This window comes from Roseivirga pacifica (assembly GCF_900111145.1).
GTDB lineage: Bacteria > Bacteroidota > Bacteroidia > Cytophagales > Cyclobacteriaceae > Roseivirga > Roseivirga pacifica.
In genome coordinates this window covers 652,346-677,420 of the sequence record NZ_FOIR01000002.1, presented here as the reverse complement: position 1 = coordinate 677,420, position 25,075 = coordinate 652,346, and the positions used below count along the sequence as shown (strand labels likewise).

The 25,075-nt window shown below is 36.8% G+C and carries 19 protein-coding genes; 6 read left to right on the top strand and 13 right to left on the bottom strand.

The features are described from left to right. The 6 genes from BMW98_RS11725 to BMW98_RS11700 all read right to left on the bottom strand — a co-directional run bounded on the left by BMW98_RS11725 (position 1) and on the right by BMW98_RS11700 (position 8,380). Positions 1 to 1,953: a site-specific DNA-methyltransferase gene (locus BMW98_RS11725; protein WP_090258776.1), complete on the bottom strand. Its 1,953-nt coding sequence runs from the start codon at positions 1,951 to 1,953 to the stop codon at positions 1 to 3. A 146-nt stretch (positions 1,954 to 2,099) separates the two neighbouring features. Next, positions 2,100 to 3,356 (bottom strand): DUF4407 domain-containing protein, encoded by a 1,257-nt coding sequence (locus BMW98_RS11720; protein WP_090258775.1) that lies wholly within the window; start codon positions 3,354 to 3,356, stop codon positions 2,100 to 2,102. Then, positions 3,340 to 5,412, bottom strand: coding sequence for a protein kinase family protein (locus tag BMW98_RS11715; protein WP_090258774.1), 2,073 nt, complete (start codon positions 5,410 to 5,412; stop codon positions 3,340 to 3,342). Before BMW98_RS11715 ends, BMW98_RS11720 begins: the two co-directional genes overlap by 17 nt. Further along, on the bottom strand, positions 5,405 to 6,187 hold the full coding sequence (locus BMW98_RS11710; RefSeq protein WP_090258773.1) for a hypothetical protein: 783 nt from the start codon (positions 6,185 to 6,187) through the stop codon (positions 5,405 to 5,407). The genes BMW98_RS11715 and BMW98_RS11710 overlap by 8 nt, the downstream gene beginning before the upstream one ends. Next, entirely contained in the window at positions 6,187 to 6,999 is an 813-nt protein-coding gene (locus BMW98_RS11705; protein ID WP_090258772.1) for a vWA domain-containing protein, read from the bottom strand. The genes BMW98_RS11710 and BMW98_RS11705 overlap by 1 nt, the downstream gene beginning before the upstream one ends. Continuing rightward, the gene (locus BMW98_RS11700; RefSeq protein ID WP_090258771.1) at positions 6,992 to 8,380 is read right to left on the bottom strand and encodes a phospholipase D-like domain-containing protein; all 1,389 of its coding nucleotides are present in this window, start codon (positions 8,378 to 8,380) and stop codon (positions 6,992 to 6,994) included. Before BMW98_RS11700 ends, BMW98_RS11705 begins: the two co-directional genes overlap by 8 nt. A 950-nt stretch (positions 8,381 to 9,330) precedes the next feature. Between BMW98_RS11700 and BMW98_RS11695 the strand changes: the two genes are divergently transcribed. Next, positions 9,331 to 9,837 carry an Lrp/AsnC family transcriptional regulator gene (locus BMW98_RS11695; protein WP_090258770.1) on the top strand — a complete coding sequence of 169 codons (507 nt, stop codon included), beginning with the start codon at positions 9,331 to 9,333 and terminating at the stop codon, positions 9,835 to 9,837. 142 nt (positions 9,838 to 9,979) lie between these two features. Here the strand turns inward: BMW98_RS11695 and BMW98_RS11690 are convergent, their stop codons facing one another. The 7 genes from BMW98_RS11690 to BMW98_RS11660 form a co-directional block, all read right to left on the bottom strand. Further along, positions 9,980 to 11,332: a DUF3987 domain-containing protein gene (locus tag BMW98_RS11690; protein WP_090258769.1), complete on the bottom strand. Its 1,353-nt coding sequence runs from the start codon at positions 11,330 to 11,332 to the stop codon at positions 9,980 to 9,982. A 320-nt stretch (positions 11,333 to 11,652) separates the two neighbouring features. Continuing rightward, on the bottom strand, positions 11,653 to 11,934 hold the full coding sequence (locus BMW98_RS20705) for a helix-turn-helix domain-containing protein (RefSeq protein ID WP_090258768.1): 282 nt from the start codon (positions 11,932 to 11,934) through the stop codon (positions 11,653 to 11,655). A gap of 139 nt (positions 11,935 to 12,073) precedes the next feature. Then, entirely contained in the window at positions 12,074 to 12,982 is a 909-nt protein-coding gene (locus BMW98_RS11680; protein WP_090258767.1) for a hypothetical protein, read from the bottom strand. 29 nt (positions 12,983 to 13,011) lie between these two features. Then, entirely contained in the window at positions 13,012 to 13,290 is a 279-nt protein-coding gene (locus tag BMW98_RS11675) for a hypothetical protein (protein ID WP_090258766.1), read from the bottom strand. Further along, positions 13,287 to 13,778 (bottom strand): site-specific integrase, encoded by a 492-nt coding sequence (locus BMW98_RS11670; protein WP_162844733.1) that lies wholly within the window; start codon positions 13,776 to 13,778, stop codon positions 13,287 to 13,289. The genes BMW98_RS11675 and BMW98_RS11670 overlap by 4 nt, the downstream gene beginning before the upstream one ends. A gap of 11 nt (positions 13,779 to 13,789) precedes the next feature. Continuing rightward, on the bottom strand, positions 13,790 to 14,377 hold the full coding sequence (locus BMW98_RS11665) for a phage integrase SAM-like domain-containing protein (protein ID WP_090258764.1): 588 nt from the start codon (positions 14,375 to 14,377) through the stop codon (positions 13,790 to 13,792). After that, a complete protein-coding gene (locus BMW98_RS11660; protein WP_090258763.1) occupies positions 14,377 to 14,727 on the bottom strand; it encodes a helix-turn-helix domain-containing protein in 351 nt (116 codons plus the stop codon). Before BMW98_RS11660 ends, BMW98_RS11665 begins: the two co-directional genes overlap by 1 nt. Positions 14,728 to 15,980: 1,253 nt before the next feature. On the opposite strand from BMW98_RS11660, the gene BMW98_RS11655 reads away from it, so the two are divergent. From BMW98_RS11655 to BMW98_RS11635, 5 genes are all read left to right on the top strand, one after another. After that, complete coding sequence (locus BMW98_RS11655) at positions 15,981 to 17,327, top strand: hypothetical protein (RefSeq protein WP_139177525.1); 1,347 nt, start codon at positions 15,981 to 15,983, stop codon at positions 17,325 to 17,327. Between the two features lie 7 nt (positions 17,328 to 17,334). After that, a complete protein-coding gene (locus tag BMW98_RS11650) occupies positions 17,335 to 19,941 on the top strand; it encodes a glycerophosphodiester phosphodiesterase family protein (protein ID WP_090258761.1) in 2,607 nt (868 codons plus the stop codon). A gap of 126 nt (positions 19,942 to 20,067) precedes the next feature. Further along, positions 20,068 to 20,667, top strand: coding sequence for an RNA polymerase sigma factor (locus BMW98_RS11645; RefSeq protein WP_090258760.1), 600 nt, complete (start codon positions 20,068 to 20,070; stop codon positions 20,665 to 20,667). Positions 20,668 to 20,784: 117 nt separating this feature from the next. Beyond that, entirely contained in the window at positions 20,785 to 21,726 is a 942-nt protein-coding gene (locus BMW98_RS11640) for a FecR family protein (RefSeq protein WP_090258759.1), read from the top strand. A 68-nt stretch (positions 21,727 to 21,794) separates the two neighbouring features. Continuing rightward, positions 21,795 to 25,067, top strand: a complete 3,273-nt coding sequence (locus tag BMW98_RS11635; protein ID WP_090258758.1) for a SusC/RagA family TonB-linked outer membrane protein — start codon at positions 21,795 to 21,797, stop codon at positions 25,065 to 25,067. The last annotated feature ends 8 nt before the right edge of the window (positions 25,068 to 25,075 follow it).

Below are 25,075 nucleotides of genomic sequence, written 5' to 3'. Positions count from 1 at the left end.
TTAGATTACTTTCATTTCAGTTTCTGGGCTCAACTGCTTCAGCAATTGTTTTACATTCACTTTAGCTGTGTCGTTCTTGAAGCCACTGTCTTTGAACACAATGCGTAATGGTTCATCTTGGGTAATGGCTTTGGCAAAGTCTTCATCAATACCACTATCAAAACATGCATAGAGCGAGTTTTCGGCTACTTTAAAGACCTTCCTGCCTGATACATCTACTTGCTCAATTTTGAGCGATAGGGGTAAGCCCCAATCTAACATGACTTGTGCTAACAAGTCGTCTGCGGTGCGGTCTGACTTTACATTGTCTGCAAAGAGGTCTAAGTTGCCTTGATCATAGTCTTGTGGCTTGTAATAGACATCTTGCATGTTGCTGCTATCTAAGCGATACACACGGAAGCCATAATCAATATCTGCATTGGTTTCTTCTTTGATTTTCTTGGCTGCTCTACGAATTCGTTCTTTACCTATTTCGCAAATGTTTTTGTAACCTGCTTTGTAGGCTCCACTTTTTTCGTCTATTTTTTCTGGGAGTTGAACTTGTATGAACTTTCTATTTTTCTTTTCTCTGCCATTTAGAGCTAAAATAGAGTGAGCTGAAGTCGAAGAACCTGCAAAGAAGTCTAGTATTATATCGTCCGCATCTGTTAGCATTTCGACAATTTCTTCTATGACCATTTCATCCTTCGGAAAATCAAAATAATCACCTTCCATTAAGGTTCGTAATCTCTTTGAGGCAGCTCTTCCATCTTGATAGAATACGCTATATGGTGTTTCATTCTCCCTATCACTCAAATATGATTTGATACAAGGCACTTTGTTTTCATCTGATCCAAAGTGAACTCTATCATCGTCTATCCATTTTTGTAGTTTTTTAGGATCACTTGTCATCCAACCTCTCGAAGGGACTTTTACTGGTTTATTCGTCTTAGGGTGAAGCACTTCATACTTTGGTCCGCCTCCGCCTGGCCAAGAAATATTATCTGGAAAGTAAATTCCTCGCTTATCAATGTGTGAATAATGTTTATGTGCTTTTGAAGGGTGTCCATCTGAAAGATTCTTAAACCAATCTTTCAGTTGAGAAGTCATAGTTTCATAATCATCTTTATAATGCTTTTGTAGTCGATTATATTGAGCGTAAATTTCTTCTAAGCCTTTCTTTCTTTGACGCCAAATAATTTTCTTTTCTTTGAGAACGTCCACATTCTTTGCGTAACAAACTATATACTCGTGTGAGATAGAAACTAAACGTGAGTCATTTTTCTTACCTGCTGCCCAAACTAAGTCGCCAACAAGGTTGCCTTGTCCAAATATGTCATCAAGCATTTGCCTAAGTCTGGGGTGCTCTGATTCATCACAAGAAACGAATATTGCACCATCACCTTTCAATAGATTTCTCGCTAACTTCAATCTTGGGTACATCATGCTTAACCAATCGGAATGATAGCGTCCTGCCGTTTCTGGGTTGGCTACCAAGCGTTGGTTGTACTCGTCTTTTTGTCCACTCTCTATGAGTTCTTCCTGGGCATCTTTGCTAAAGTTGTCTTTGTACACAAAGTCTTTACCTGTGTTGTAAGGTGGGTCTATGTAAATCATCTTAATCTTGCCCAAGTAGCTTTCTTGCAGTAGCTTGAGCACTTCTAAGTTGTCGCCTTCTATGTAGAGGTTTTCGGTATTGTCAAAATCTACAGAGTCTTCCCTTACAGGGCGTAGGGTTTTAGTAGTGGGTAGGTTAGCGGTAACTATGGCTTCTCGTTTCCCTGGCCACTCTAAACGGTAACGTTCTTTATTGCCTTCTACCACGGCATGGCTCAGCTCTTGTTTGAGTAGGTCAAAGTCTATGGCTTTGCCTTCTGCACCTTCCGTTACGCAGTTGGGGAAGAGGGCTGCTAACTTTTCAAAGTTTTGGTTTGCGAGGTCAGGGGAGGAGAGGTCTAGTTTATCTATACTCATAAGTGAATTGTGCTTGAGAGGTTATGCTTAATTTAGGCAAAATGCAATATTATACTTATCTGCTCTAAGGCATAATGGGTTGTTAGGAAAAGTTGACATGATGATGTCTTTTTTATTTGCATCCAAACCTATTTTAAGATTAGCTTTTAGTTGTTATTAGTTTTAATCACCAATTCTGGGTTGAGTTTTACAATCTTCTTTTGTTCTTTTTTCCAATTTTCAATAGCTACCTCTACTACTTCAGTTTGAGCTTTCAAAACTTGTTGCATTAACTCGTTGTTAGCAGCCATTTCAGCCTGTATTTTCTGTTCGTTTTTTTCAGAATTTATCTTTACCTGAGTATTGATTTCTTCATTGAGGTTAGACTGAATAAGCATCTGTTTAACTTTAGTCTCGTATTTGATTCTGTCCAGAATGTCATCATATGGACCACGTTCAGTCATCATTTTAAATAGAATTGGAGCAATTTCTATAAATATAAACATGATGGTTATTAACCATTTGGCTGTAGCTAGGGAGCTGTTTTCGGATGTAAGACTATCTAATGCTTTCAAACGCGCCATGAGTCCATCGTTTTGATCTTGCACCGTCTTTTGCTTTTGCGTTTCCACATTTGTGTACTGCCTTCTCTCTTCTATTCTTTCGTCTATGTTATCTATTCTATCATAGTCTGAAGAGTTAAGAGCACCATACTCTGCTTTTACCTTATTGTAGTCAGCTTCTGCATCTTCCGCTTTTTTCTTGAGGTCTTCATAATAACCACCTTTACCTCTTTTCCCACTAAACTTGCCTAGGTTCCATTCATCGTTTTTGTCTTTGTCTGCCTGAACCCAAGCCAATCTTTTTTCTTCAATAATGCGAGTACGATTTTGAATGTTGGTGTTTAGCTCAGTTCGCTCTGTTCTTAGTCGAGTTAGTATTGGGTCGTTTTCTCCAGACTCGATGATTTTGTTATTGGCAATAGATATTTGATTGCTAATCTCTGCATTGATCTCTTTTTCGAATAGCTTTAGTTCTAATGGGGTGGCAATAACAAACCCTAGTATCATTGCCATAGCAAGCCTTGGTGCAGCTTCTACTAGCTCTTGTCTGGAGATGGTTCTTTTACCATCACCTACGCCAAAAGTTGATACTATGTATCTGTCGAGATTAAAAATTAGTGCTCCCCAGAAGAGACCGAAAAATACAGAAAGCATTGGGTTTTTAAATGCTGTATTGAAAGCATAGCCCCCGGCAAAGCTTGCCATAAGGGCTGTAAAAACTATAGTGCCGCCAATTCCATAGTATTTGTTTTTTTCTGTTGGTACTTGGTCTAATATTTTGGCATCTGCACCAGAAGACCAAATAAAGAGGTTAAATAACGGCTCGAAGAATCGGTTGATTGTCTTAGACGGCTTGCTCATCTTTTTTTAATTTTTTCTTCATTAAGTTGAAAGTACTTTGAAACCATGACTCATCTGGTTGGTCACTAGCTGTTGGAATTACATCATTATTTAATTCAATAAATGTGTTCAGTTGAGTAGGCTCAATCAAAGAGGTCTCTTTAATCTCTAGCTCCGCAAAATCCTTAAAAGGAGGAATGAGGTTCACTGAATTATTAATGCCTAACTGTAGTTTTGTTCCCTTTAATGTTGCTCCTATTTCAATCTTTGGGGTTGGCACTAAAAGTTTGTCTATAATAGGTTTAGGAAAGGGGGCGGCTAAAAGTTCAGCAGAAGTTTCTCCGAAGAACCCATAAGCCGTTAGTTTAAAATTTGTCTTTTCAATTATATCTAAAGACTTACAGCCTTCTGGGGCTTGTTTACCTATAAAGGGAGTAATCTTACAGTGTTGAGCATTTTCTGTTAGCCAACTGACATCAATGTTTTGTATTCCTTTTTCGATATTTATCTCATATTTGAAATCAATGATTTTAGGCTGTGGAACTACAATTCTGACCTTTTTAGTTACTTTTTGACCAAAGCTTCCACATGCTATTAGTTCGTATTCTGTTGTTTTTTTTGGGTAAACTTGAATACTGTGTTGAGCAGGAAGTTCTTTTTCGTCCAAATCATGAATCTGAACCTTGTAGCAGTTTTCAGTCGTCCAATAAAGAGTAACTGGTTCAAGAGAGTTTCTTTCCGGTGTACTAGCTCTAAACGATAAAATTTGAGGTGGTTTCTTGACCACTTTAAGTTTTAATTCTTGCCTAATTGTTGAGACGTCATTAATCAGTGTGAGATTAATACGTCCATCTTCTTTCAATGAGAATTTACTGTTAGAGTTTCTGTAATCTTGTGCAATACCATTGATTAGCAATTGGTTGTAGTTCTGCAGGCTGAATTTTGCTTCTACAACATCAAACTCTGATTCAATTTCATTTTGGAGAATAGTAAAATGATTGACGTTAGGAGTGTTTTCTAATCTTTGATTTATATCTAAAAGTAGCTTCTGCCAATTATCTGGAGATGATCTTTGCGAAATTTTCTTTGCAAACCCTTCATTAAAAGTTTGCTCAAAAGTTTTGTAAAGTCTAGGTCCAAGTGCATCTGTTATTCCTTCAAAAATTTCTAAGACGTTTAAGTAATCTTCGTGAATATCGTTCCTAGCTAGAGGGCTTTGAGGGTCAATATTTGGCCACTTATTACTTTCTAAATATGCTTCTTTGGTTTCGGTATTAGCATCTTTTAGAAAGAAATAGGGAACAGTTGAATAGAGTAATTGAAATAGAGCGTTGGAGAGTACCCAATGCTCATTTAAAATACGATCTCTAGTTTTAAGTTCATCGCTTAGCGCATGGTCCTTTATGATACGCCTCCATTGTTTAGATGCCCATTGATTTAGAGCTCCAATTGTGTTAGGCTTCAATTGTAGATCGTGGTGGTAGCCACTATCAAAGTCTATTAAGGCTAAATGCTTACTAGTTGTGTTTATCCAGATAGCATCTTCTTTAAGGTCTGAATGAACGAATTTTAATTCTTCTAAGAATCTAACAATTCGAGCTAATTGATAAGCGTAAATAAATCTCTCTTCTAATGGAATGTCCGAAAAAGGGTGGTCGGTATCGTCAAGTCCAAAATCGAGATAGCCTAAGTTGTTAAGGTCAAGTATCAATAACCCTTTTACAAATTCTTGACTAATTTCATTATATCCTTCAAAAACCAAGAATGGCAAGCCTAAAAGTTCCGGCACTTCATTCAGGCAGTGGATGTTTGTCTTTTTTTCACGCCTTTTCAATTTATCATGTAAACTCTTAATGGATTCTAAACCATGGTAACTGTGTCCTTCATCTTTGAATAACTTTAGTAACAATTCATCATCGGATCCTAAATTTGTTTGTGTAACCCTATAAATGTTACCGAATCCACCATTAAATTCTGGTTCTCCTTTAAAATTGATAGAATGTAATTGCGAAACGTCTGAGGAGATAAAACCATCCAATGATGACACGTGAGTGATATTGATTATAGATTCAATCATTTTTCAGACTTCTGTAATGCTGTATTACTTTATCAGAAATAAGAACTCCCAAACTGGCATCATCTTCAATCATGTTTTGCGTGTTTAAATTGTTTAATGTGTTATCAATGAATTGGGGTAAATTTTCTTGAAATATTGAGGAGTCACAGTTTGCTTTCAGATGCTTGTCTAACTCGTTCAAAATAAAATGGATACAGTCAGATTCGTTGCGCCAGTACCTGCCGTCATCATCTGTAATTATTGGGTTAACCTCAAGACTATTTATACCATCGCTAAAAAGAAGAATAATATCTCCAGTAGGATTATTTAGGGACACCTGTATGCTTGATGACTGAAGTGTTCCAGGTGTAGAGTGTTTAGAGATATATCTTACTAGTTCCCCTTTTTTGGATACATGAGGGTTTAGTAGTTGGGTATATTGATAGATGTTTTCAGCATACTTTTTTGACTGGTAATCACCTTGTAGATGTATTATTCCTCCATTGCCCAAATAATTAATGCATGCTTCATTTTTTAAAACTTCAAGATGAATTAGTGTGGTTCCACCAGTAATATCCTGTTGTTTAATCTTTTGAAATATTTCGCTGTTATAGATTGGGAAATATGGTTTCTCTGAAGGGATAATATGTTCGGCAATGTATTTTGCAATACTCTCCGAACCATCTATTCCCCCGATTCCATCACAAATAGCAATCACTTTATGATTTTCAGTTGAGAAATCGCTAGCATCCTGCTTCAGTTTTATATTCAGTGTCCCTGCTGCTAAGTAGTACATTAATCAAGGAGTTTTGATACAACTGAAATACTTTTGATCATATGATTCCTAATTATTTCTGTATTTGTTGATGAGAGAAATAACTCAGGTTGGGTCACGAATTTTTTAAACTTCTCTGCATGTTTCTTATCGTAAGCTTGAGCTTCTTCAGGTGTACATGGGCTAGATTTATCAATTTCATCATTTGCCTCATCCCAGGCATAATAGGTAGTAGAAAAATCAATCTCTCTTTCAAAATATTGACAAGACATTTCGAATTTATCCTCCTTATGAATTTGGTCTATAACTTTTTTAGATAGTGCTCTATCATCAAAGCTGCCATCGGATAGGAGGTTTATTAAAACTTGGTGATCATTTGATTCATTATCGATACAGTATTGTCGTCCTATTGAGAAGGCTTCCTTTAGTGCACCTTCGGCAAAAGTGCCCCTTGGAGTTATTTTCCTCAATGGATTGTAGTCATTATTCTGATCTAGAGTTGTTATGTTTTGACATTCAATGTCGACTGTGAAATCATCAGAAAAATAGATAAAGCATAGATCGAAGCACTCTCTGTTTTTACTCCTGTTTATTCTATCCAGTGTTTCAGTAACGGAATTATGAACCGCTTGAGCCCTAGATATCCGTTCTTTTGTTTTCGCATTCATAGAATTTGAACCATCAATCACGAAGATTATTAGCTGATAAAAAATTCTAGGACGCTTTTTACTTAATGCTTTACTGAGTGTTGCTAGTTTAGAGCTACTCAAATTTATTTTGTCGGATATTTTCCTTTCTAAATCTTTTCCTTGATGCTTTATTAGATCAGACATAATGGTAATATTTCTGTTTTATCTCAGTTAATTCTATTTCTAAAGCTTTTTTCTGCTCTTCGAAATACTTGCTCCAATCATCTAGAGCACTTAATAGTTTATACACGTCCGAACTCAAGACTTCAGAGAGTTCTTGAATGGTGTTCTCGTACTTCAATATTAAGTGCTGTTTTTTCGCTCTGAGCATGACAAGCTCACTCTCTTGGATGTAATTTGATTTTAAAGCTCCGGCTTTTAAGTCACTTAATATTTCTTCAACCTTAGCTTTATTTTTCCTTGAGTATGCCTCATGTAAGCTATTGAAAACCCTGTTTGCTTCTTCTTCCGATTCAAAGATTTCTTTAGCTTTAGGTAGGTCCCAATGGCAAAGTTTAACAGCTTCTCTAAATGTCTCTTTGAGTGAGTTTTGATCCTCTACATTTAGGTGTTCATAGTTCTTTGCTTTCTCTTCTTTGAACTCAGATTGTGCATCATTCAACTCCTTCTCAAGATCATGGAAGGTTGTATCATTTTTTCCTCTTTTGGCATATTTCTCGTAAACCTTCTTTTTGTATTTTACCACTTCGATGATCAGTGGATTCAGTTCAATCACGAAATAATGATTCCATTGATCAATTAACGTCTCGGCTTCAAGTTTCTGTAGCTCAATACTTTCTATTTGGGCTGTTAAAAGCCTGATTTCACTGTTTAGTTGTTGTTTTTCAATTTCGGAAAGATTGAAAACCTGTGAGTTAGTTTTTATGAAAGTATCTATCTCAATTGATGCTTGATAGTAATCTCCAGCTTTTAGAAAGTCCGTTATCTTCTGAGTTTCGGCAAAATCTTGAATTTGTAGTATGTACTGATTGATTAAGCTGTAATCCTCTCCTTGAATTAAAGCCTTTATAATATTGAGCTTTTTAATTGTTGTGTTTAAAGCGAAAGGGGACGTTTCGTGGACGTAGCCGGCTACTTTTTTTAGTCGAAGGAACTCTTCTTCAAATGAAAGGACTCTCTCCCCATAACCTTCGACAAATGTTACCTCTTCGTTATTTTCAGTAAAGGCTCTATTGGTCCAATTAGCAGAGCCACTAATGACAATTCTAGAATCAATTATGCAAAATTTCATATGCATTAATTGATCATCAGAGCCTACTTCCGCGAAATAGCCTCCATTTTCATTTATGGTTTCATAGTGGTTTTTTGATTGCTCATTAAACTGGTGTTTGGTAATGATGACTTCGACATCTACACCACGTTTTTGAAGGGTTAATAGCTTTTGGAATAACTCCACTTCCGTAAACCAAGCTACTGCTATAACTACTCTATTGTTTGCGGTATTTAATTCTTTTAAGATGAGAGATTTTACATCTGTTTGTTTAGTGAAGTATGTTTTAATCATTGGTTGTGGGTTTATATAGCTATTTCACTCTACAGAAGTTATTGATTACTAGGTTTTATAGGGTAAGAGAATAGGTGAGTTAGGTGTGCATTTCTTAAGATTCAGTTAGGGTTAACCAATTATTTAACAAAGAGATTATTCAATAGAGCACCAGATTTAACTGTTCTTGTTTATTTGAATATTTCAATAGCTTTTTCTTCTGATGCATACTTATTGTTTTTCCATTATAAAAAATATGATTGGATGCAAAAGGTTACTTCTTAATCTCAATTAAGGCAAGTGAAAAAATCATAATTGATATTCAATATGTTTATTTAAACTTGACTCAGGCACTAAATTTTTTTGAATATACTTTTGATGATGATAAATGGCGTAAGAAGAGATGTGAAATACTAAACAGTTAATGTTTTTCATGAATGAGCTGTCAGGCATATATGAAAGAGCTGATTAAATTTTCCTTCGATACCTTTATTATATAGACCTTATGGACTTATGAGGTAGCGTAGACTAAATTTTTTTTTAAAAAAAATAGTGACCAATGTCTCACTTTTCCATACCACCTTGTTCAAATACCCCCCGGTAAGTCTGGCAATCCAAATACCCCGTGCCACATAAGAAGTTTCTATTAATTCCCGTAGAAGGGGAGATGGGTAGCAGTATTTAATTTCTTATTGAACTCTCAAAAGACTATGGTTAATCATTTGAATTAACCATTGACCAAAGAGTAGAAGTCAAATTTCCATTTTTTGTAAGAAGAAATACGCGCGAGCCTTTGCCTCCACCATATACACTGTTTTCCAGTGTATAGATTCGTTCTGATCCATGCTTGATCAAATATATAGCCCTTTTGAGAGATTATTGGTGGTAGTAGTTCATGAAATGTGCAGCGTTCATTGTCAGTTTTTATACATGTTTTAATCAATTCAACCGAATTTTTAACCAATTTAATAATGCCAAGAAAGAAAGATTTAGATTACCTCGACATTCAACTATTGAATGAATTGCTCAATGATGGGTCTCTTAATAATAATGAGTTAGCTAGGAGAATTAAACTAAGTTCAGCCCCTACCTTAAAGAGAGTTCAGAAACTAAAAGAGAAAGGGTTTATTAAGAAATATACCATCGAGCTAGGCTTTGAAAAATTAGGTCTGTTTCAAGAATTAATTCAGTTTGTTTTGCTGGATGAAAAGAAGAAAGATTTTGTTTTTCAATCTTTGTCCGAATTGCCATATGTGCTTACCGTTTTCGGTTCCTCAGTAGATTTTTATGGGAGCTATAACGTCTATTACTTACTGTGTTCAAGTAGTTTGAAAGTGAAGGAGAATACAGTATTAGATGCGGTTTCTAGAATAGAATACCTTCATGTTTCAGCTCACAAAGAACTTGTTGATTTGGAAGTACCATTAAAACCAAACCTCAATCCGTTTATTAATTTGAATTGGGAGTTGGATGCCTAGCTTGAACAAGTACTAATCTGTAAAAGAGTAAACTGCTTCAATACATGTCAGAATTATCAGAAAATTGACACCAATTATTAGTTTTCATACTAACAATGGTATTTAATGACAAGAGTGACTGAATTGAAGCAGTAATTATTATTTACGCTTTTTTGACATACTCTCCTTGTTTAATTTTATCATAGTAGTCTTCGTTTTTAAGGTACCGATAAACACCCCTTTCAGATAAACCTATTTCTTTAGATACTTCTACTGCCTCTTGTATATTAAAGGATTCGTTAAGCCCTTCATACAAACGTTTAGCCTGCCCATTTAATCTTTTGGTTGATGTTCCTTCTGGGAAGCTAATAGAGAATGCTGAAGATTTGAAGTAACAGCTAAGATGTAGAGCTCTTTTAACTGAGGTTATTGAAATTTGATGTAGCTGTTTATTATTGATTGAACATTCCAGTGCTTCGAGGATTAGGCATATTCTGAGCGTTATCAATTCTAGTTTGGCTAAGATACCTTTAGCTTTTTTGTTCGTACTTTGATTCAAATAGGAGGTAAGCATATCCTGATACCAGGTTAAAAACTCCATACCTTCTTCAGAAATTAATATAGATCGTGAATCTGTTTTGGAAGTAGCAAAATCGGTTTTTTGTTGGGAGTATAGATTGTATATAGTTTCTTTCCACAAGCTAGTAATCTCAGGAGAGAGGCTATATTTAATGCTTTTCCATGATTCCTTTTTTAGATCTTTTGGGTAAGCATAAATGAATCGATCGTAAAAACCATTTTCTCCCATTTTTTCAATCGCATTTCTTATAATATCGACCTGAATAGTTCCAATCACGCTTACAAAGGGGTTACCGACTAATATTGGGTCATCGGCTGCTCTACTCTTGTTTAAAGGTGTATTACTCCATATGCTCAACCAATACTCTATATCAGACCCTCCATTGTATCGGTTAAAGTTTTTTAACCAGCTGGCTAATTCGTCATTGTAAATACCAAGCCCATGCGAATTGTTTTCTAAGTATTTTATCACGGATTCGAATGTACTATCGCTTAAAAGCAATCCTTTAACCTTTGGTTCGGCTACCTTCTGTTTGTCTTCATCATTCAAACGATTATACTCTTTTTTCTCTCTCGAAAACTGATTGTGTAATTCATGGTGAATATTCATTAGTGGATCGAAAATGAATTTTAGTGGAGCAGATTTGTTCACTCCAGGGTCTCCAACTATAGCGCAGTAAAGTGAAGCGCTTTGAGTATATCCTTCCTTAACTTGGATGCGATATTTGTTTCCAAGAGCAATTGAGGCTGCAACAAGGATACTACAACCAGTGTAGTCGACTGGGAATAGTAGTGACTCTTTTGTATGATGAATTACTTTACTAATTCTATCTGGGAATGCATTTATCGGAAATAGAAGTTCAGAACTGTTAAACTCTTGTTTTAGTAATTCTTTAACCTCTTGATTATTAGATGGGTTGACATTGTTGTCAGTCATTGCAGTTTCTTTTTAAGCGCTACTTTTAAAATGTTTTTGGTGACAATTGGGTGTCACATTTGCACTATTTTCCTGTGGTGATCTTGTATTTTAAATCAGGCTGAATTTACCAGAGGTTATTTCTTAATCTGTTTTTCTCCCTAGATGAACACTAGAAATACCTCTATCATTTGGTATAATGATTCTGGTATTTGACTAATAGTAAATATGAAGGAGGTTAGAGCTGATTTACGCCTAGGAAACATCGAATATTAGTGCAGCCTAGGAATTTCTTTGCACTCAATATTAGATGGGCTTAAGACACCAATAGTGCCCAATGATTAATTTCTTGTTTGCTCTAGTTCGTACAATATGTCACTAACTCTTCGGTCTATAGAGCTTAGAGGTTGAATCGGATTTTTTAACATCCATTCTTCAAGCTCAGTTCTTCGAAAATAGATCCTTTTGCCAATAGGCTTATAATGAGGGATAGATTTGTTGGCAGTTAGTTTATATAAACTACTTTTCGCTAGTCCTGTGTATTCTACTGCCTCTTCTACGGTTAACACATTTTTGGTGTTAATTGTCGAACGTTTTACGAGCTCTTCTAATTGATTTAACATAAGTTTTGTATTAAACAATAAAATATTTCTTTTAAGCCTTGTTTTGGCTTTATTCTGATGCGAAATACAAAACAAAATTTCTCTTAAAAATGGTTAATGGTTAACGCTAATCGATTAACCATTTTTATTCCTCTATCAATTACCTAGCTATATGGTTATAGTCACTATAGAATGAGTTCCCTGTTGGCATTATTTTTCTAAAAAATGCAGTCCAATACTTTCTCATAAATTTGGACTTTAATATTCCTTTTATCTCCTTATATAAGGTGGTTCTCCAGGTATTGAATACCGATTTTGCACCGGGGTTATCTAGTAGTTCGACTTTTATAAAACTGTTTATTATCGGGTCGTTTTTCAAATACTCTTTTTTTTCTTCAGACAGCTCAATATTGTCAGACCAACTTTCTGAATTTGCTTCTGCTTTCAAAAATGAGTGAAGTCCGGTATTATAAGTTGTAAAGAAGGTTTTGAGGTTATTTTTTAATACTTCTGCTTGCTCTTGTTCTATTACACCTGACCCTTCTTTGGTGATTGAATTGATAAGTTTATTTATATGCTCATCTATCAATAGCATTAGTTCTTTCTGGTTTTGTTCGGAGATTTTAATCACTGAAGCTTCCTGTGCTATTACTTGACGTTTTGATTTGTTCATTTTAGCTTGAGGAATATTCATGAGAATTATAGAATCCCAGTTTACATATTTTGTATCTAGTCCATATCTTTTGATAAGGGCATTTAATATTGTCTCGGGATTATGAATCCCAGTGTTCTTTGTAATTATAGTTTCAATTAAGTCTCTTAGGAATAGATTATGGATTCTATAGAAATAAGAATCCAGTTGACTTAATAGAAAGATGTTGAAATGATTATTTTTTGCGAAATAAGGCTCACTATGACATCTAAATAATTCATAGTGCTCTAGCCTGTATTCATTGATTTTTCTAAGCTTTTCTTCTAAACCAATTAGAAAAATCTTGCAGTTCAAATCGCGATTTCTTTCGGTATTGAGTATTTCTTGATAGTCTGAAACTATCAATTCTTCGAGCAAGTATAGTTTTTGAATTAACTTCAGTTCCTCTATTGATCTGGGGGGATCATTCTATTGGTAGCAGTGATAGGTAGTTTTCGTTCTTGCAAAGCCGAGAACTCTTTAAAGCCTATTTCTGTATCTCTACTACTCAAATAAAGATGGTATTCCCAATCTTCAATAACTTGATGAAAATTGTCAGTAACATTGTCTGTCAATTGAATAGAGCATATATCGTTTATTTGGAGACTTTTTAGAACTTCTTGCTCGCAATCTTCATTCGAAATAGCTAGTTCAAAAAAATTGTTTAGTTCATTTAAGTGTCTCATAGTTCAAGCTTTTCGATTGCTTTCTTTTTCTTGTCATCGATTACCTTAGAGTAAAGCTCTGTGGTTTTTATATGCTTGTGACCGAGGTTACTTTTAACCGTATATAAGTCGGTTCCTGTTGTGATTTGCCATGTAGCATTAGTATGTCTTGCACAATGAAAAGTAATCTTCTTATCAATATTTGCTTCAGATATCCAGTTTTGCAGATTATTCACTACGTGTGAATAACTCAGGGAGTGAAAGACCCTACTGCTTTTCTGAGGTATGCTCATGAGTAGGCTTATTGCTCCACTAGCCAAGGGAATAACTTGAAATCGATTGGTTTTTTTAATTCTGAGTTTCAGCTCTGGATTTCCTTCTTTCAAATACTTGATGTCGCTCCATTTAAGGTTTTGAATATCTGACCACCTTAAACCCGTAAAACATGAGAAAAGAAATGCCTCTTTCAGTAATGGGATGGAGCAACCTTGCTGCTTTAATTTTTTCAACTCTTCAATCCTTAAAACTCCCTTTGGGAATCACCGTCTTTGAACCCTTGAATATTCAAGGAAGGATCTTTCGTTAATATACCTTGTCTAACTGCTTCCTTTAAAGCTGCTTTGAACTTAGCAAAATAAGACTGCTTACTGTTTTGAGAGAGGCGTTGCTTGTTTTTTGTAACTAATTCTTTGTCTAAGTATTCTTTGAAGTTTAAAACAAAGGTTTGGTTCACATCTCTAAAAAGAAGCTCTCCATTGTGGAAATTTTGAAGGTGTTTCTTCATGCTCTTCCAGTTACCCAAGTTCCCCAAACTATCACTTTTTTTCCTTAGAAGCAGATCAAGGTATTTGTAAAAATCAAGCTTTTGATGAGTGTCATCATTGAAGCCGAATTCTTTGTTTTTGACTTTAATTAGATATTGAGATTTTATTGCCTCTGCAAGCTCTTTGATTTCTCTGTTATGCTTTCTTTCGGTAGGATTTTTGGGTTTACTGAAAAGATAAAGCCCCGTAGATTTTCTTCTACGTTTTTCACCTGGAAGGTTGAATTCGAGATGGATATAAATTTTACCTGTCCCTTGGTCTTTTTGTCTTAATATTATACTCATTAAATAAAAATTCTTTCTAGACGTTTTTTAGATATAATTACCCTCCCTTTAAATTTTAAAGCAGGTATTCTACCATACTTAATGTTTCTGTAAACTGTCATTCGACTCATTCCTAGTAAGCCGCAAACTTCTTTAATACTTAAGTATTCTTTAGTGCCTATTTCATTTTCATAGTATGTCTTTAAATCACTAGGAGCTTTGTCTGCCATCTGGATTTTCTCCTCTCTCTTTCTTTTCTTATAAGCTTTTTTAGCACAGTTATCTCCACAATATTTCGTCACCGTAGTTTTCGCAATAAACTGTTTACCACAGTGCTGACATACTTTACTGACTCTTATATTACTGCTCATATCAATTGTTATGAATTGAAAGTATCATTGTGTACCACAGTGTATCAGGATGTATCATAATCTCTCCCCATGAGTCTGACTAATCTCAACCTTGGGTGTAGATATCAAAAATAGGTACAAATTAGGTACAGTGATTTGGTCGAAATGGGAAAATAAATTTTCTCAATTAGAAAGAATATAGGTCTCAGGGTAGTTATAATGCCAAATTTGAAACAAACGGAAAAAGCATTACTTCCCGATACAGAAAAATGAATATATTGATTATCAGTTAGTTGTAAAATTTTAGCAACCAAATAGCAACGAGGGGCTAATTATTTTCCTACACCATATTCCAAATAAAGGAAAACAAAGGTAATTATTTCAACTTCAGAAACTCCCAATAGGTATAAGCGGTTAAAGTCAAAACATTCCGATCTATGTTCGGCTGACAAACCACTAACACAGTACTAAATCGAGGCTATTAAGGTGGGCACTAACCCTTTTCCCCTATAACCTCAATCCAACCGAACAACGAAGTACGTTCGCCCGAACTAGCTACATCAATATCGGCTTAACAGCCCGCGAACCTTACGGTCACATGGTAGCAAACCGGTCGAACCGTGCGGTTATATGGAAACCTAACCGGCTGAACAATCTTGTTTAAAGCGGTTAAAACCGTATTTTCCAACCTAAAGCTAGCTGGTAAACTGTAAATAGGGCACTAAATGACAGCTATTAAGGAATCACATTACTCCGTTTTCCTCAAAAACTTCTTCGAGACCAACAACGAAGTACATTCACCCGAACAAACTATTCTGAGCTTAGCTGAACAGCCTGAACTGTTCAGTCATATGGTGGCGAACCGGTCGAACCATCTGGTCTAAAGGGGATGAGGCTCCGTTTCCCGCCCTGAAACGGACTAACTTTTTCAGAAGTCGATTAAGAGTTTGATAATGCTGTTTTGGATGAACGTAATTGGTGAAGACAACCGTTGGTTTGATCTTACCCGTAGAGAATTGGTAGAGTTGTTAATGACAGTTTATACCCTGTTAATAAGAACGACTAAATACTATCTGAGCCATTGGTGCAGGTAGAGATATCTGAGGGACTTCTACAAAATATCGGGTTACAAGATTGCATTACTTTAAAACCTTTCGCTTAAACCACTAATCAACCCTTATTCTAAGCCCATCCGAATCCTTAACCATATGGTAACATGCCTCCGTGGGTGCTCAATACTTAATGATGCACTATCCTTATAAAACCTCGTAAAAATGAAAACACAAAACTTCTTTTTCTCAGCTTCTCGCTTTTCAATGGCGGTCGCATTTATACTCTTTTCAAGCACTGTTCTATGGTCACAAACGTATTCAGGCTATGGGACTGGGACGAATCTGGATCGTTACACTATTAATAGCGATAACTCTAACAATATTTCCAATTTGCGGATGCAGACGGGAAGTACTGCCTTTAGTATTTATAATGATGGTCCTATTCTGAATTTCGCTTATGACCCAAGCTCCAATCATAGTGCATTTGGTACCTATGGTATTATGACGTTGACTTCGTATCCTACGTTGCGAGTTGGTATAGGCACCTATACTCCACAGGCTAAACTTCATGTTAAAGTGTTGGACGATCAAGACGGTATTGTCATAACAAGGCCTGGTGTTAATTATGCAGGTGGACTTTACTTTAATTATAGTGATGGGGGCGATTTTACTGCTGGCATTCAGGCTGATAGGGATTTAGGAGGCACTAACAATGGGGGATTACAATTGATGGCCGCTAATGCAAGACCCATTCAGTTTTTTACTAAAGGGGTAAATTCAGGGACTTTACTGTCTAATACTCAGGAAGTAATGCGAATTAATGGAAACGGTAAAGTTGGCATTGGTACTAGTAATCCTGAAAAGAAACTTCATGTAATGGGAGGGATTATTGCCGAGAGTAATGGTGTTAAAGTAGCGAATGGTAGTGCTGTGAGTGGTGGAGCATTTATAGGTGCTTTGAACGACAAAACCAATATTGCTGCCGGAGGATATGTGAAGATGACTATCGCAACCAACGGTAATGTGGGCATTGGCGACCTTAATCCTCAGGAAAAGCTGGCTGTGGCCGGAAGCCTAAAAGCCAATACCATGAAGTTGGGTACTGATGTTTTGGTGAATGGTACGGTGCTTACAGTTGATGGGGCGGTTCATATTTCCCCAGAGAATACAACTCCTATTCCTTTTAACACCGGAGAATACCTTTCTGAATACTTGCTATGGGTTGAAAAAGGAGTGGTAAGTGTTGATTATGCCATATCTGACCCCGATGCATGGGATGATACTCCGGATTATGTATTCGAAGAAGATTATCAGTTGAGCTCTCTTATTGAATTGAAACAATATGTAGCTGAACATAAACATCTGCCAGGAATACCAGGTATAGCTGAGCTTAAGAAAAAGAACCACTATCAAATCCATGATATGTTAATGGGCCAATTGAAGAATATTGAAGAGCTAGTCCTTCATACCATTGAACAAGAAGAACAGCTTGAGACTCAAAATGAGGAAATTCAAGAATTGAAATCCAGACTGGAGGCTTTGGAAGCATTGGTAAAAAGGACCAAATAAGTTTCATATGAAGTTTACAGGGATTCTAACAATGAGCCTGATTGGTCTGATCTGTCTCAATCAATTAAATGCCCAAACGAGAACTTTCGTTTTTGAGCGCCAGCTTGATGTAAGTCAGGCACTGTCATTGTCAAACAGAGACAGTAATGAATTTGGAATATTTGGAGACGCAAAATCCGGTAATATTAAGGTTACCATGTTCAATAAGCCAGATTATTCTCAAGGCAATGTTTCAGCAGGGCTAATTTATGGTACTGAGTTGGTCCATTTAAACGGGCAAAGCACAATGACCAATTGGGAGGTAGATAATGAAGCACCTTTCTATTGTGGCGGTTTTTGGGGGATACCTTGGTTTTGTGGAGGTACCAGTTATACTATCTGGTCTAACCAATGGTATCCTAAAGTAATACCGCGTTATGCGCAAAGGGGGGCTCAATTACAGGAGTTTGTTACTTGGAGAGCCAGTAAACTGGATGTTAAAATAGTGGTGGAGTTTTTTAATGAAGCTTTGCCAGTGGATATCCAGAAAATTAAACTACCAGGAGTCCAGACTCTGCAACTGAATGATTTTATAGAGTTTAATGGTGACTATTCTGGGCTATTTAATTCAAACCATGATATTACTGTTGCCTCTCATCGCGGGTACTGGGAAGAGGCTGGGGTAGTACAAAACTCTATCAACGCCATAGATGCCGCAGCCAATATTACAGGCATGGATTGGATTGAATTGGATATTAGAAGTACTAAGGATAAACATCCCATTTTGTTTCATGATGATCAGCCACAGAAAATACTTCGCGATATTTCGAGCACTTATCCAACCTCTTCTGTTTATGACCTTACTTGGAATGAGATTAAAAACTATTACTTATATGATCGTTTCAATCAACAGTCATCTGAAAAACTTTTGGATCTAAATGGGGCCTTTACACACATTGCTAATGAAAATATTACCCTGCCGATCAATATGGATATTGGGATACCTGCTCAGGTTCCTCAAGGAAGTGGCAAAGTGAATGGACAGCCATTTTTCGATGCTGTATTTCTCAAAGCGATAGGACTGGCTATAGAGAAAAACATCCTAGATAGGATTGTCTTTAAGGGTAAATACGCTTATGATGACCCCATTTGGAGAAGGGTAGATAGTGTTTTGGTGCACCATAGCGTTCGTCAAGGTGAGAAGTTGATAAGTCCGAAAATAGCGTATACACCAAAACTTGGAGAGGAAATACCTTCTTTAACAACTTATTTTTATGATTGGATGGCTGTGAAGGATGGTGTCAAATCTGTTCCTGGTATTTCGGTTGAGGGGATAGAAATCAGATTAAAAAATGAGCCCAATGGGGATTCTGTAAAGAGTTTCCTGCTCATGGCTATTTCTACTGCCCAATCCCATGGACTTAAAGTAGGAGTGTTCTCAGAAGCACCTTCTACTTGTGAAGGTTACTGGACAAAAGGAGCTAAAGAGAGATATATCAACTTCGATGAGGAGAAGCGAAATAACTTTGAATGGCTTATAGGCAAGGGGTATGATTACATCATTACAGATTTTCCGAAAAACCTGATTGAATTTCGGGACAGAAACTCGGGAAGCACCGTTCCTACTAGTTTTCCAAATTATACGCCTATTGCTAACGGTTTGGATAAGAGTTCTTTAGAAAATGGTTTCTCAGTCAATTTCAAGGCTATTCCAGCTAATATCAAGAACAAAGTGTTGGTAGAACTAATGGGGCTTGATAAAACGGTTTACTGGCGACTAGGTGCTAATTCTGAAGGTAATTTGTATGTAACAAGGTTTGTTGAAAATGGTACTGAAGATTATTATTGGAATACAACATTCTGGGAGCCGGAACATACGCCTTTTAATCATTTGACTAGTGAGGTTTATTTCAATATTGTTCAGGAAAGTGGGCAGATGAGGCTTCATGTGGCAACACCCGATGGCAAATTCGATTGTATGTACTCTGATTATGGATTAGAGGATTATGTACTTAATCATATAGCATCAAACCCAGATTTAAACTTTGTTTATAATAGTGCGGTGATGAGCCACCTCACATGGCAAGGAAATGCTCTCTGCAGGACTGATGCCTTTAAAAAGGCCATGGATGATTACTTTGATCCTGACCCTACTCCAGAGGATGCTTTTAGCTTACTTAACCATACAAACCCCTTTCTAAATGTTTCGGATTTTCCTAATGACAGTACAACCAATAAAAGTGATCGGGATAGATTGGGAGGTTGTACATATTATCAGGATATGCTTGGTTTTGGAAGCGGTGGGTCTTCACAAAATTATGAGACGATGGCTTTGGTAAATAAAAAACAAGAGCCTGATTTGACTACTTATGATATTTACCCTAATCCAAGTTCAGGTATTGTCAATGTGCAGCTAGAATCGGGGTTTGAGGAAGGGCTTTATGAATTTAGTTTGTTTGACCTTCAGGGACAATTGGTAAGCTCTAAAAGAATTAAGTCAAGAGGAGGGGAAATAATTGAGTGGGATTTTAATAGCGAAGGAGAACAACTACCCAATGGCGTTTACTTGCTAAAAATTATCGGTATGGGCAGGGTATATAGCCAAAAGCTTATTATAGACTGCGGATGCGAATAGAGGTTCAACTTAACAAACGAAGGCCACATAAATAGTGGCCTTTGTTTGTTTAATCCTGTGCTAAGTTAAATGAAAGAACGGGTAAAATATTTTACTTAAAGGTAATTATTATACAACTCAAAGCCTTTGAATTATATCCGCCAGAAATTCTACTTTAATGAAAAAATAGTGACCGAGGATCAAAAAATCATGCTGGCCATAAAAGCTGGCAATGAATCAAGTTTCGAAGAAGTTTACAACAGATTCTGGGAACCACTTTTTGTTTCTGCCCGAAACGTACTAGGTGATGAAGAAAGTGCCAGAGATATTATTCAGGAGGTCTTTCTAGATTTCTGGAATCGAAGAGAGAGTCTCAACATACATAATTTGGGAGGTTACTTATATCAATCTGTTAAGTATCAGGTCTCCAGAAAGTTAAAAGACAGGCGGCTTACAGATCTTCAATTGGCTGTAGTTGATCAACTAAGTATAGATAACTTAGATACCGAGCAAACTGTAAACCTGACTCAGTTAAATGAAGCCCTCCAACGTAGTCTCCAGAAACTACCAACACGTTGCAGACAGGTCTTTGAATTAAGTAGGTTCGAAAACATGTCGAACAAAGAGATTGCTGAAAAACTCAATATAAGTGTTAGTACCGTGGAGAACCAGATCAACAAAGCGTTAGGTCTACTCAAAAGCGAAGAGTTGTTAATAGGCCTGTTTTTGATGCTATTTAATAGCTAATTGTTATCTGTGTTACGAAATCATTAATTCATCTTTTTTGATCAAATTAACATAGGTGCCAACACCGCTAATCTGCACTCTATTCATGAAAGGCGTAAGCCAAAAGAATTATAGTGAATGAAATCTGAAGAATTTAATAGAATACTTCATCGAGTTGTCAGCAAGTCTGCCTCCAAACAAGAGTCAGAGATTTATGAGACATTTTATGAAGAGTTGCAGAAGACGGATTATACCGTTGACGAAAAAGAGCGAGAGATAATTTGGTTCAGAATACAAAAGTCCATGTCTCTACCTAAAGTAAAGGTTGTAAAGTGGCCAGCCCAGCTCTATAGGGTGGCAGCAGCATTGGTTTTGATTGCAACCTTTGGTTTAGTGATAAGCAAGGTGCTCAATAATAAGTCTCACTTTGTGGAAGGGGAAGCTTTTTACGCAGAAGAAATACTGGAGTTGAAGTTACCTGATGGAAGCAGCGTGGTCTTGAACGAAGGTAGTAGCCTAACATACTCAGATGGGTTTGGGCTTGACAATCGAAACCTCTCATTAGAAGGTGAGGCTTTCTTCAATGTAGAACGAAATGAACAACTACCCTTTAAGATTAAATCTGGGGAGCTTACAACCACTGTTCTTGGTACATCATTTAACGTAATGGCCTATAGAGGAGAAGTAGCTAAGGTAACGGTGGTTTCTGGCAAAGTGAATGTAAAAAATGCCGATAGAGAGTTGGTATTAACCCCAAATGAGCAAGCCATAATAGTTGACGGAGGGCTTACAAAGCAAAAAAATGTAAATGCTAGTATGTTCTCGAGCTGGAAGGATGGCAGATTGATAATTCCGGATTTGCCTGTAGATGAAGCTTTTAATCGTATTGGGCGTCATTTTGATGTACAGGTTAGGTTTGGTCATTCTACAAACAATTATAAAGGATGTTTGCTCCATGGTAGTTTTGAAGCAACAGAGTCAATGGATGCTATTTTGGAAGGACTCTCGTTTGCTTACCCAGGTTTACAATATGAGTTTACTGAGGGTAGTATTTTAATCACTTCATTTTCATGTGATTAACCGATTTTAATGGTCTGGTTAAACAGGCCCCACTAAGATAAAAGTTTAAAGATTTTAGAATAAGAACTATGCGTTTTAATGCATTAATGGCATCGCTTTGCCTTATTTTTTTCCTCTTACTTTCCATTAAGGGGGGCTATGGGCAAACAACCTTAGACTCAGCATTGCAAGGGTCAGAGTTAGTATTGGAAAAGAACCAATACAGCCTTACAGAATTAATTGGACAGATTGAACGGCAGACCTTTTTAAGGTTTGTTTATAACCCAGGTGCGATTAAAGGAGTGCCATTGGACTTTCCTGAAAAACGATATCCTATAAAAGTGGTGCTTGACGAAGTTCAACAGAAAGGGATAGCCTTTAAGCGAACAAAGAACACCGTTTATATGAGGGTAAAGGAGCAATTAAGCTCAACAATTGATATTAACGGTAAGGTTTGGGATGCTGAGTTTGATGAACCACTTGCAGGAGCAACCGTACGTGTTACTAACTCTGCTATTGGTGTTATAACTGATGGTGATGGTGAGTTTCATTTTCCTTTACCTGATAGCCTTATCGGTCAAGAATTAAACTTTTCCTATGTGGGATATAAAGAGCAGACTAGAAAAGTTGTGCCGAACCATGTCTATGAGGTGTACTTAGAACCAAAGGTTGAGGATTTAGATGAAGTGGTTGTTGTGGGCTACGGAAGTCAAGTTAAGAGTGATTTAACTGGTGCTGTTGCTAAGGTTGATGGAGAGTTAATCAGGTCAAATCCGCAGGCTTCTCCCGTACAGGCTATACAAGGCAGAGTGGCAGGTGTAGATGTTGTTTCTCAGTCCTTTGCGGCTGGTCAAGAGTCTACCGTAAGAATTAGAGGAGAAAGATCAATCCTTGCATCAAATGACCCTTTGATTGTGCTGGATGGAATTCCTTTCGAAGGAACGTTAAATGATATCAATTCTAATGAGGTTTCTTCTGTTGAGATACTGAAAGACGCTTCATCTACAGCAATTTATGGTTCTAGGGCGGCAAACGGAGTTATTATTATAACAACTAAGAGAAGTAATACTTCTGGACTAAGTATAGATTTATCCACCTACTATGGAGTTACTTCCGCTGCCAATAAGGTGGACATGATGAACCCCGAAGAGTTTATTCAATTTAGAAGAGAGGCCGAAAGAACGCGCTTTAGGTTGGATGAGTTGCCTTCAATAGAAGACTCATTTGCTCCCTTTGAATTAGAAAGAATTGAAAAAGGGGAATCTACTGATTGGCAAGATCAAGTTTACGGTCAAGGAGCAATTCAAAATATCAATGTTTCAGTTGGTGGCACTATTGACGACAAAAAGCAGTACTTCTTTTCTGCGGGCTATTTTAAGGAAGACTACCCAATTGAAAATGTAGATTTTACGCGCTATAATGTGCGCTTTAATTTTGATAGTAACCCCTCCGAAGGGCTTGAGTTTGGTACATCTACATTTATATCGCAGTCTAAAGGTAATAGTGGAGGTTTTGGTGGAACAGATGGCTTGGATCAGGTATATAGAACCGATCCATTAAGTTTGGTAAGAGACGAAAATGGAGATTTATTATTTCAGACATCCGAAGATCCTCTCCGTTTCAATCCGTTATTCAACACCTTAAAAGAGAATTCAGTTGATGAGGATTTAAGGACAAGGATATTTCCAACCTTTTATTTTCAATTAGAACTTAATGATAACCTTTATTATAAGGCCAACCTAGGGGGCGATATTAGGTTAAGAACTCAAAATGAGTTTAGAGGCCAATATGCCACATCACAAAAAGGGGAAGTAAACTATGTAGAGATTACAAAGCGGGAATCATTAGGCTATACTTTTGAAAACATACTTCAGTACGATCAAACTTTTAATGATCATTCGCTGTCCTCAACCATGCTATTCAGTTTGCAAGAAAAGCAACAGATAGTATCCGTTATGCGTGCCAATCAGCTTAACCAAGCACCTGAAGTTACATTTTTTGGAATTGGTGATGCTGCACAAATCCCAGTGGTCAGCAATACCAAAGTTGCTTCGCAGTTGGTTTCATCTATGCTAAGGCTTAACTATAAATACAAAGGTAAATACTTGGCTACGCTTACTGGTAGGGCAGATGGGTCTAGCGTTTTGGCCGATGGTAACAAATGGGCGTTTTTCCCATCTATGGCAGTGGCTTGGAATGTTCATTCAGAACCGTTTTTTCAAAGCCAACGAATTGTAAGTGATTTAAAAATAAGAGCCAGTTATGGCATTACGGGTAATCAAGCCATAGACCCGTACGATTCGCAAGCAGGACTAAAGGGGACCGATTACTATTTTGGTGATGAAGACGGAAGTGGCTTCGAATCATCGTCCATTGCTAATATGGATTTGGACTGGGAGCGCACAAAACAGTTTGATATAGGTGTGGATGTTTCGTTTTTAAATGGAAGGCTGAGAACTACACTAGATTACTACAGTGCCAAAACAACCGATCTGCTTTTTGAAAGAAGGATTCCTTTAATTACAGGTTTTGAAAGCATAGTAACCAATATAGGATCTACCCAAAACAAAGGTATAGAAGTGACAATTGGGGCAGACTTGCTGGATGGTCAGGATTTTGAATGGGTAATGGACTTAAACTTTGCTAAGAATACCAACAGAATTCTTGATTTGTTTGGAGATACCTCTATCGATGATATTGGTAATAATCTATTTATTGGCAGTCCTGTACGGGTTTTTTACGACAATGTGTTTAATGGTATATGGCAATTAAATGAAGAAGAGCTGGCTAATGAATACGGAGCCGATCCTGGAGATATTAAACTGGTTGACTTAAATAATGATGGTGTAATTAATGATAATGATCGCCAGGTCCTAGGTAGTCAATTGCCTTCATGGACTGGCGGCCTGTATTCAAAATGGAGTTTTAAAGGGGTTGACTTAAGTGTCTCGGTCAGTACAAGGCAAGGTTTTTTGGCTAAAAACGAGTTTAAGGATAGGTACAATACATTAAGGTCGAGAGATGGAAATGTTGCCATCAATTACTGGACACCAGAAAATGCTTCGAATGTGGCACCTAGACCAAATAGTGACGACCAACCTGATAATCTGAGGGTACTATCAATAGAAGATGGCTCTTTTGTTAGAGTCAGAAATATCACGCTTGGCTACACATTTCCGAGGCGGATATCAAGAAAATTGTTTCTCAACCATGTGCGGGTTTATGTAATGGCTCAGAACCCTTTTCTTTTTACAGATTTTGAAGGGTTAGACCCTGAACAACCAACATTTTCTGGCGATACAAAATTCGCACAAGCCGCTAACACTAAACAGTTTATTACAGGATTGTCAATTAAATTTTAATGGTCAAC

Excerpts from the sequence above, each read along its gene's own strand:
- BMW98_RS11725 (WP_090258776.1), bottom strand. The coding sequence starts at position 1,953 with ATGAGTATAGATAAACTAGACCTCTCCTCCCCTGACCTCGCAAACCAA.
- BMW98_RS11720 (WP_090258775.1), bottom strand. The coding sequence starts at position 3,356 with ATGAGCAAGCCGTCTAAGACAATCAACCGATTCTTCGAGCCGTTATTT.
- BMW98_RS11715 (WP_090258774.1), bottom strand. The coding sequence starts at position 5,412 with ATGATTGAATCTATAATCAATATCACTCACGTGTCATCATTGGATGGT.
- BMW98_RS11710 (WP_090258773.1), bottom strand. The coding sequence starts at position 6,187 with ATGTACTACTTAGCAGCAGGGACACTGAATATAAAACTGAAGCAGGAT.
- BMW98_RS11705 (WP_090258772.1), bottom strand. The coding sequence starts at position 6,999 with ATGTCTGATCTAATAAAGCATCAAGGAAAAGATTTAGAAAGGAAAATA.
- BMW98_RS11700 (WP_090258771.1), bottom strand. The coding sequence starts at position 8,380 with ATGATTAAAACATACTTCACTAAACAAACAGATGTAAAATCTCTCATC.
- BMW98_RS11695 (WP_090258770.1), top strand. The coding sequence starts at position 9,331 with ATGCCAAGAAAGAAAGATTTAGATTACCTCGACATTCAACTATTGAAT.
- BMW98_RS11690 (WP_090258769.1), bottom strand. The coding sequence starts at position 11,332 with ATGACTGACAACAATGTCAACCCATCTAATAATCAAGAGGTTAAAGAA.
- BMW98_RS20705 (WP_090258768.1), bottom strand. The coding sequence starts at position 11,934 with ATGTTAAATCAATTAGAAGAGCTCGTAAAACGTTCGACAATTAACACC.
- BMW98_RS11675 (WP_090258766.1), bottom strand. The coding sequence starts at position 13,290 with ATGAGACACTTAAATGAACTAAACAATTTTTTTGAACTAGCTATTTCG.
- BMW98_RS11665 (WP_090258764.1), bottom strand. The coding sequence starts at position 14,377 with ATGAGTATAATATTAAGACAAAAAGACCAAGGGACAGGTAAAATTTAT.
- BMW98_RS11660 (WP_090258763.1), bottom strand. The coding sequence starts at position 14,727 with ATGAGCAGTAATATAAGAGTCAGTAAAGTATGTCAGCACTGTGGTAAA.
- BMW98_RS11655 (WP_139177525.1), top strand. The coding sequence starts at position 15,981 with ATGAAAACACAAAACTTCTTTTTCTCAGCTTCTCGCTTTTCAATGGCG.
- BMW98_RS11650 (WP_090258761.1), top strand. The coding sequence starts at position 17,335 with ATGAAGTTTACAGGGATTCTAACAATGAGCCTGATTGGTCTGATCTGT.
- BMW98_RS11640 (WP_090258759.1), top strand. The coding sequence starts at position 20,785 with ATGAAATCTGAAGAATTTAATAGAATACTTCATCGAGTTGTCAGCAAG.
- BMW98_RS11635 (WP_090258758.1), top strand. The coding sequence starts at position 21,795 with ATGCGTTTTAATGCATTAATGGCATCGCTTTGCCTTATTTTTTTCCTC.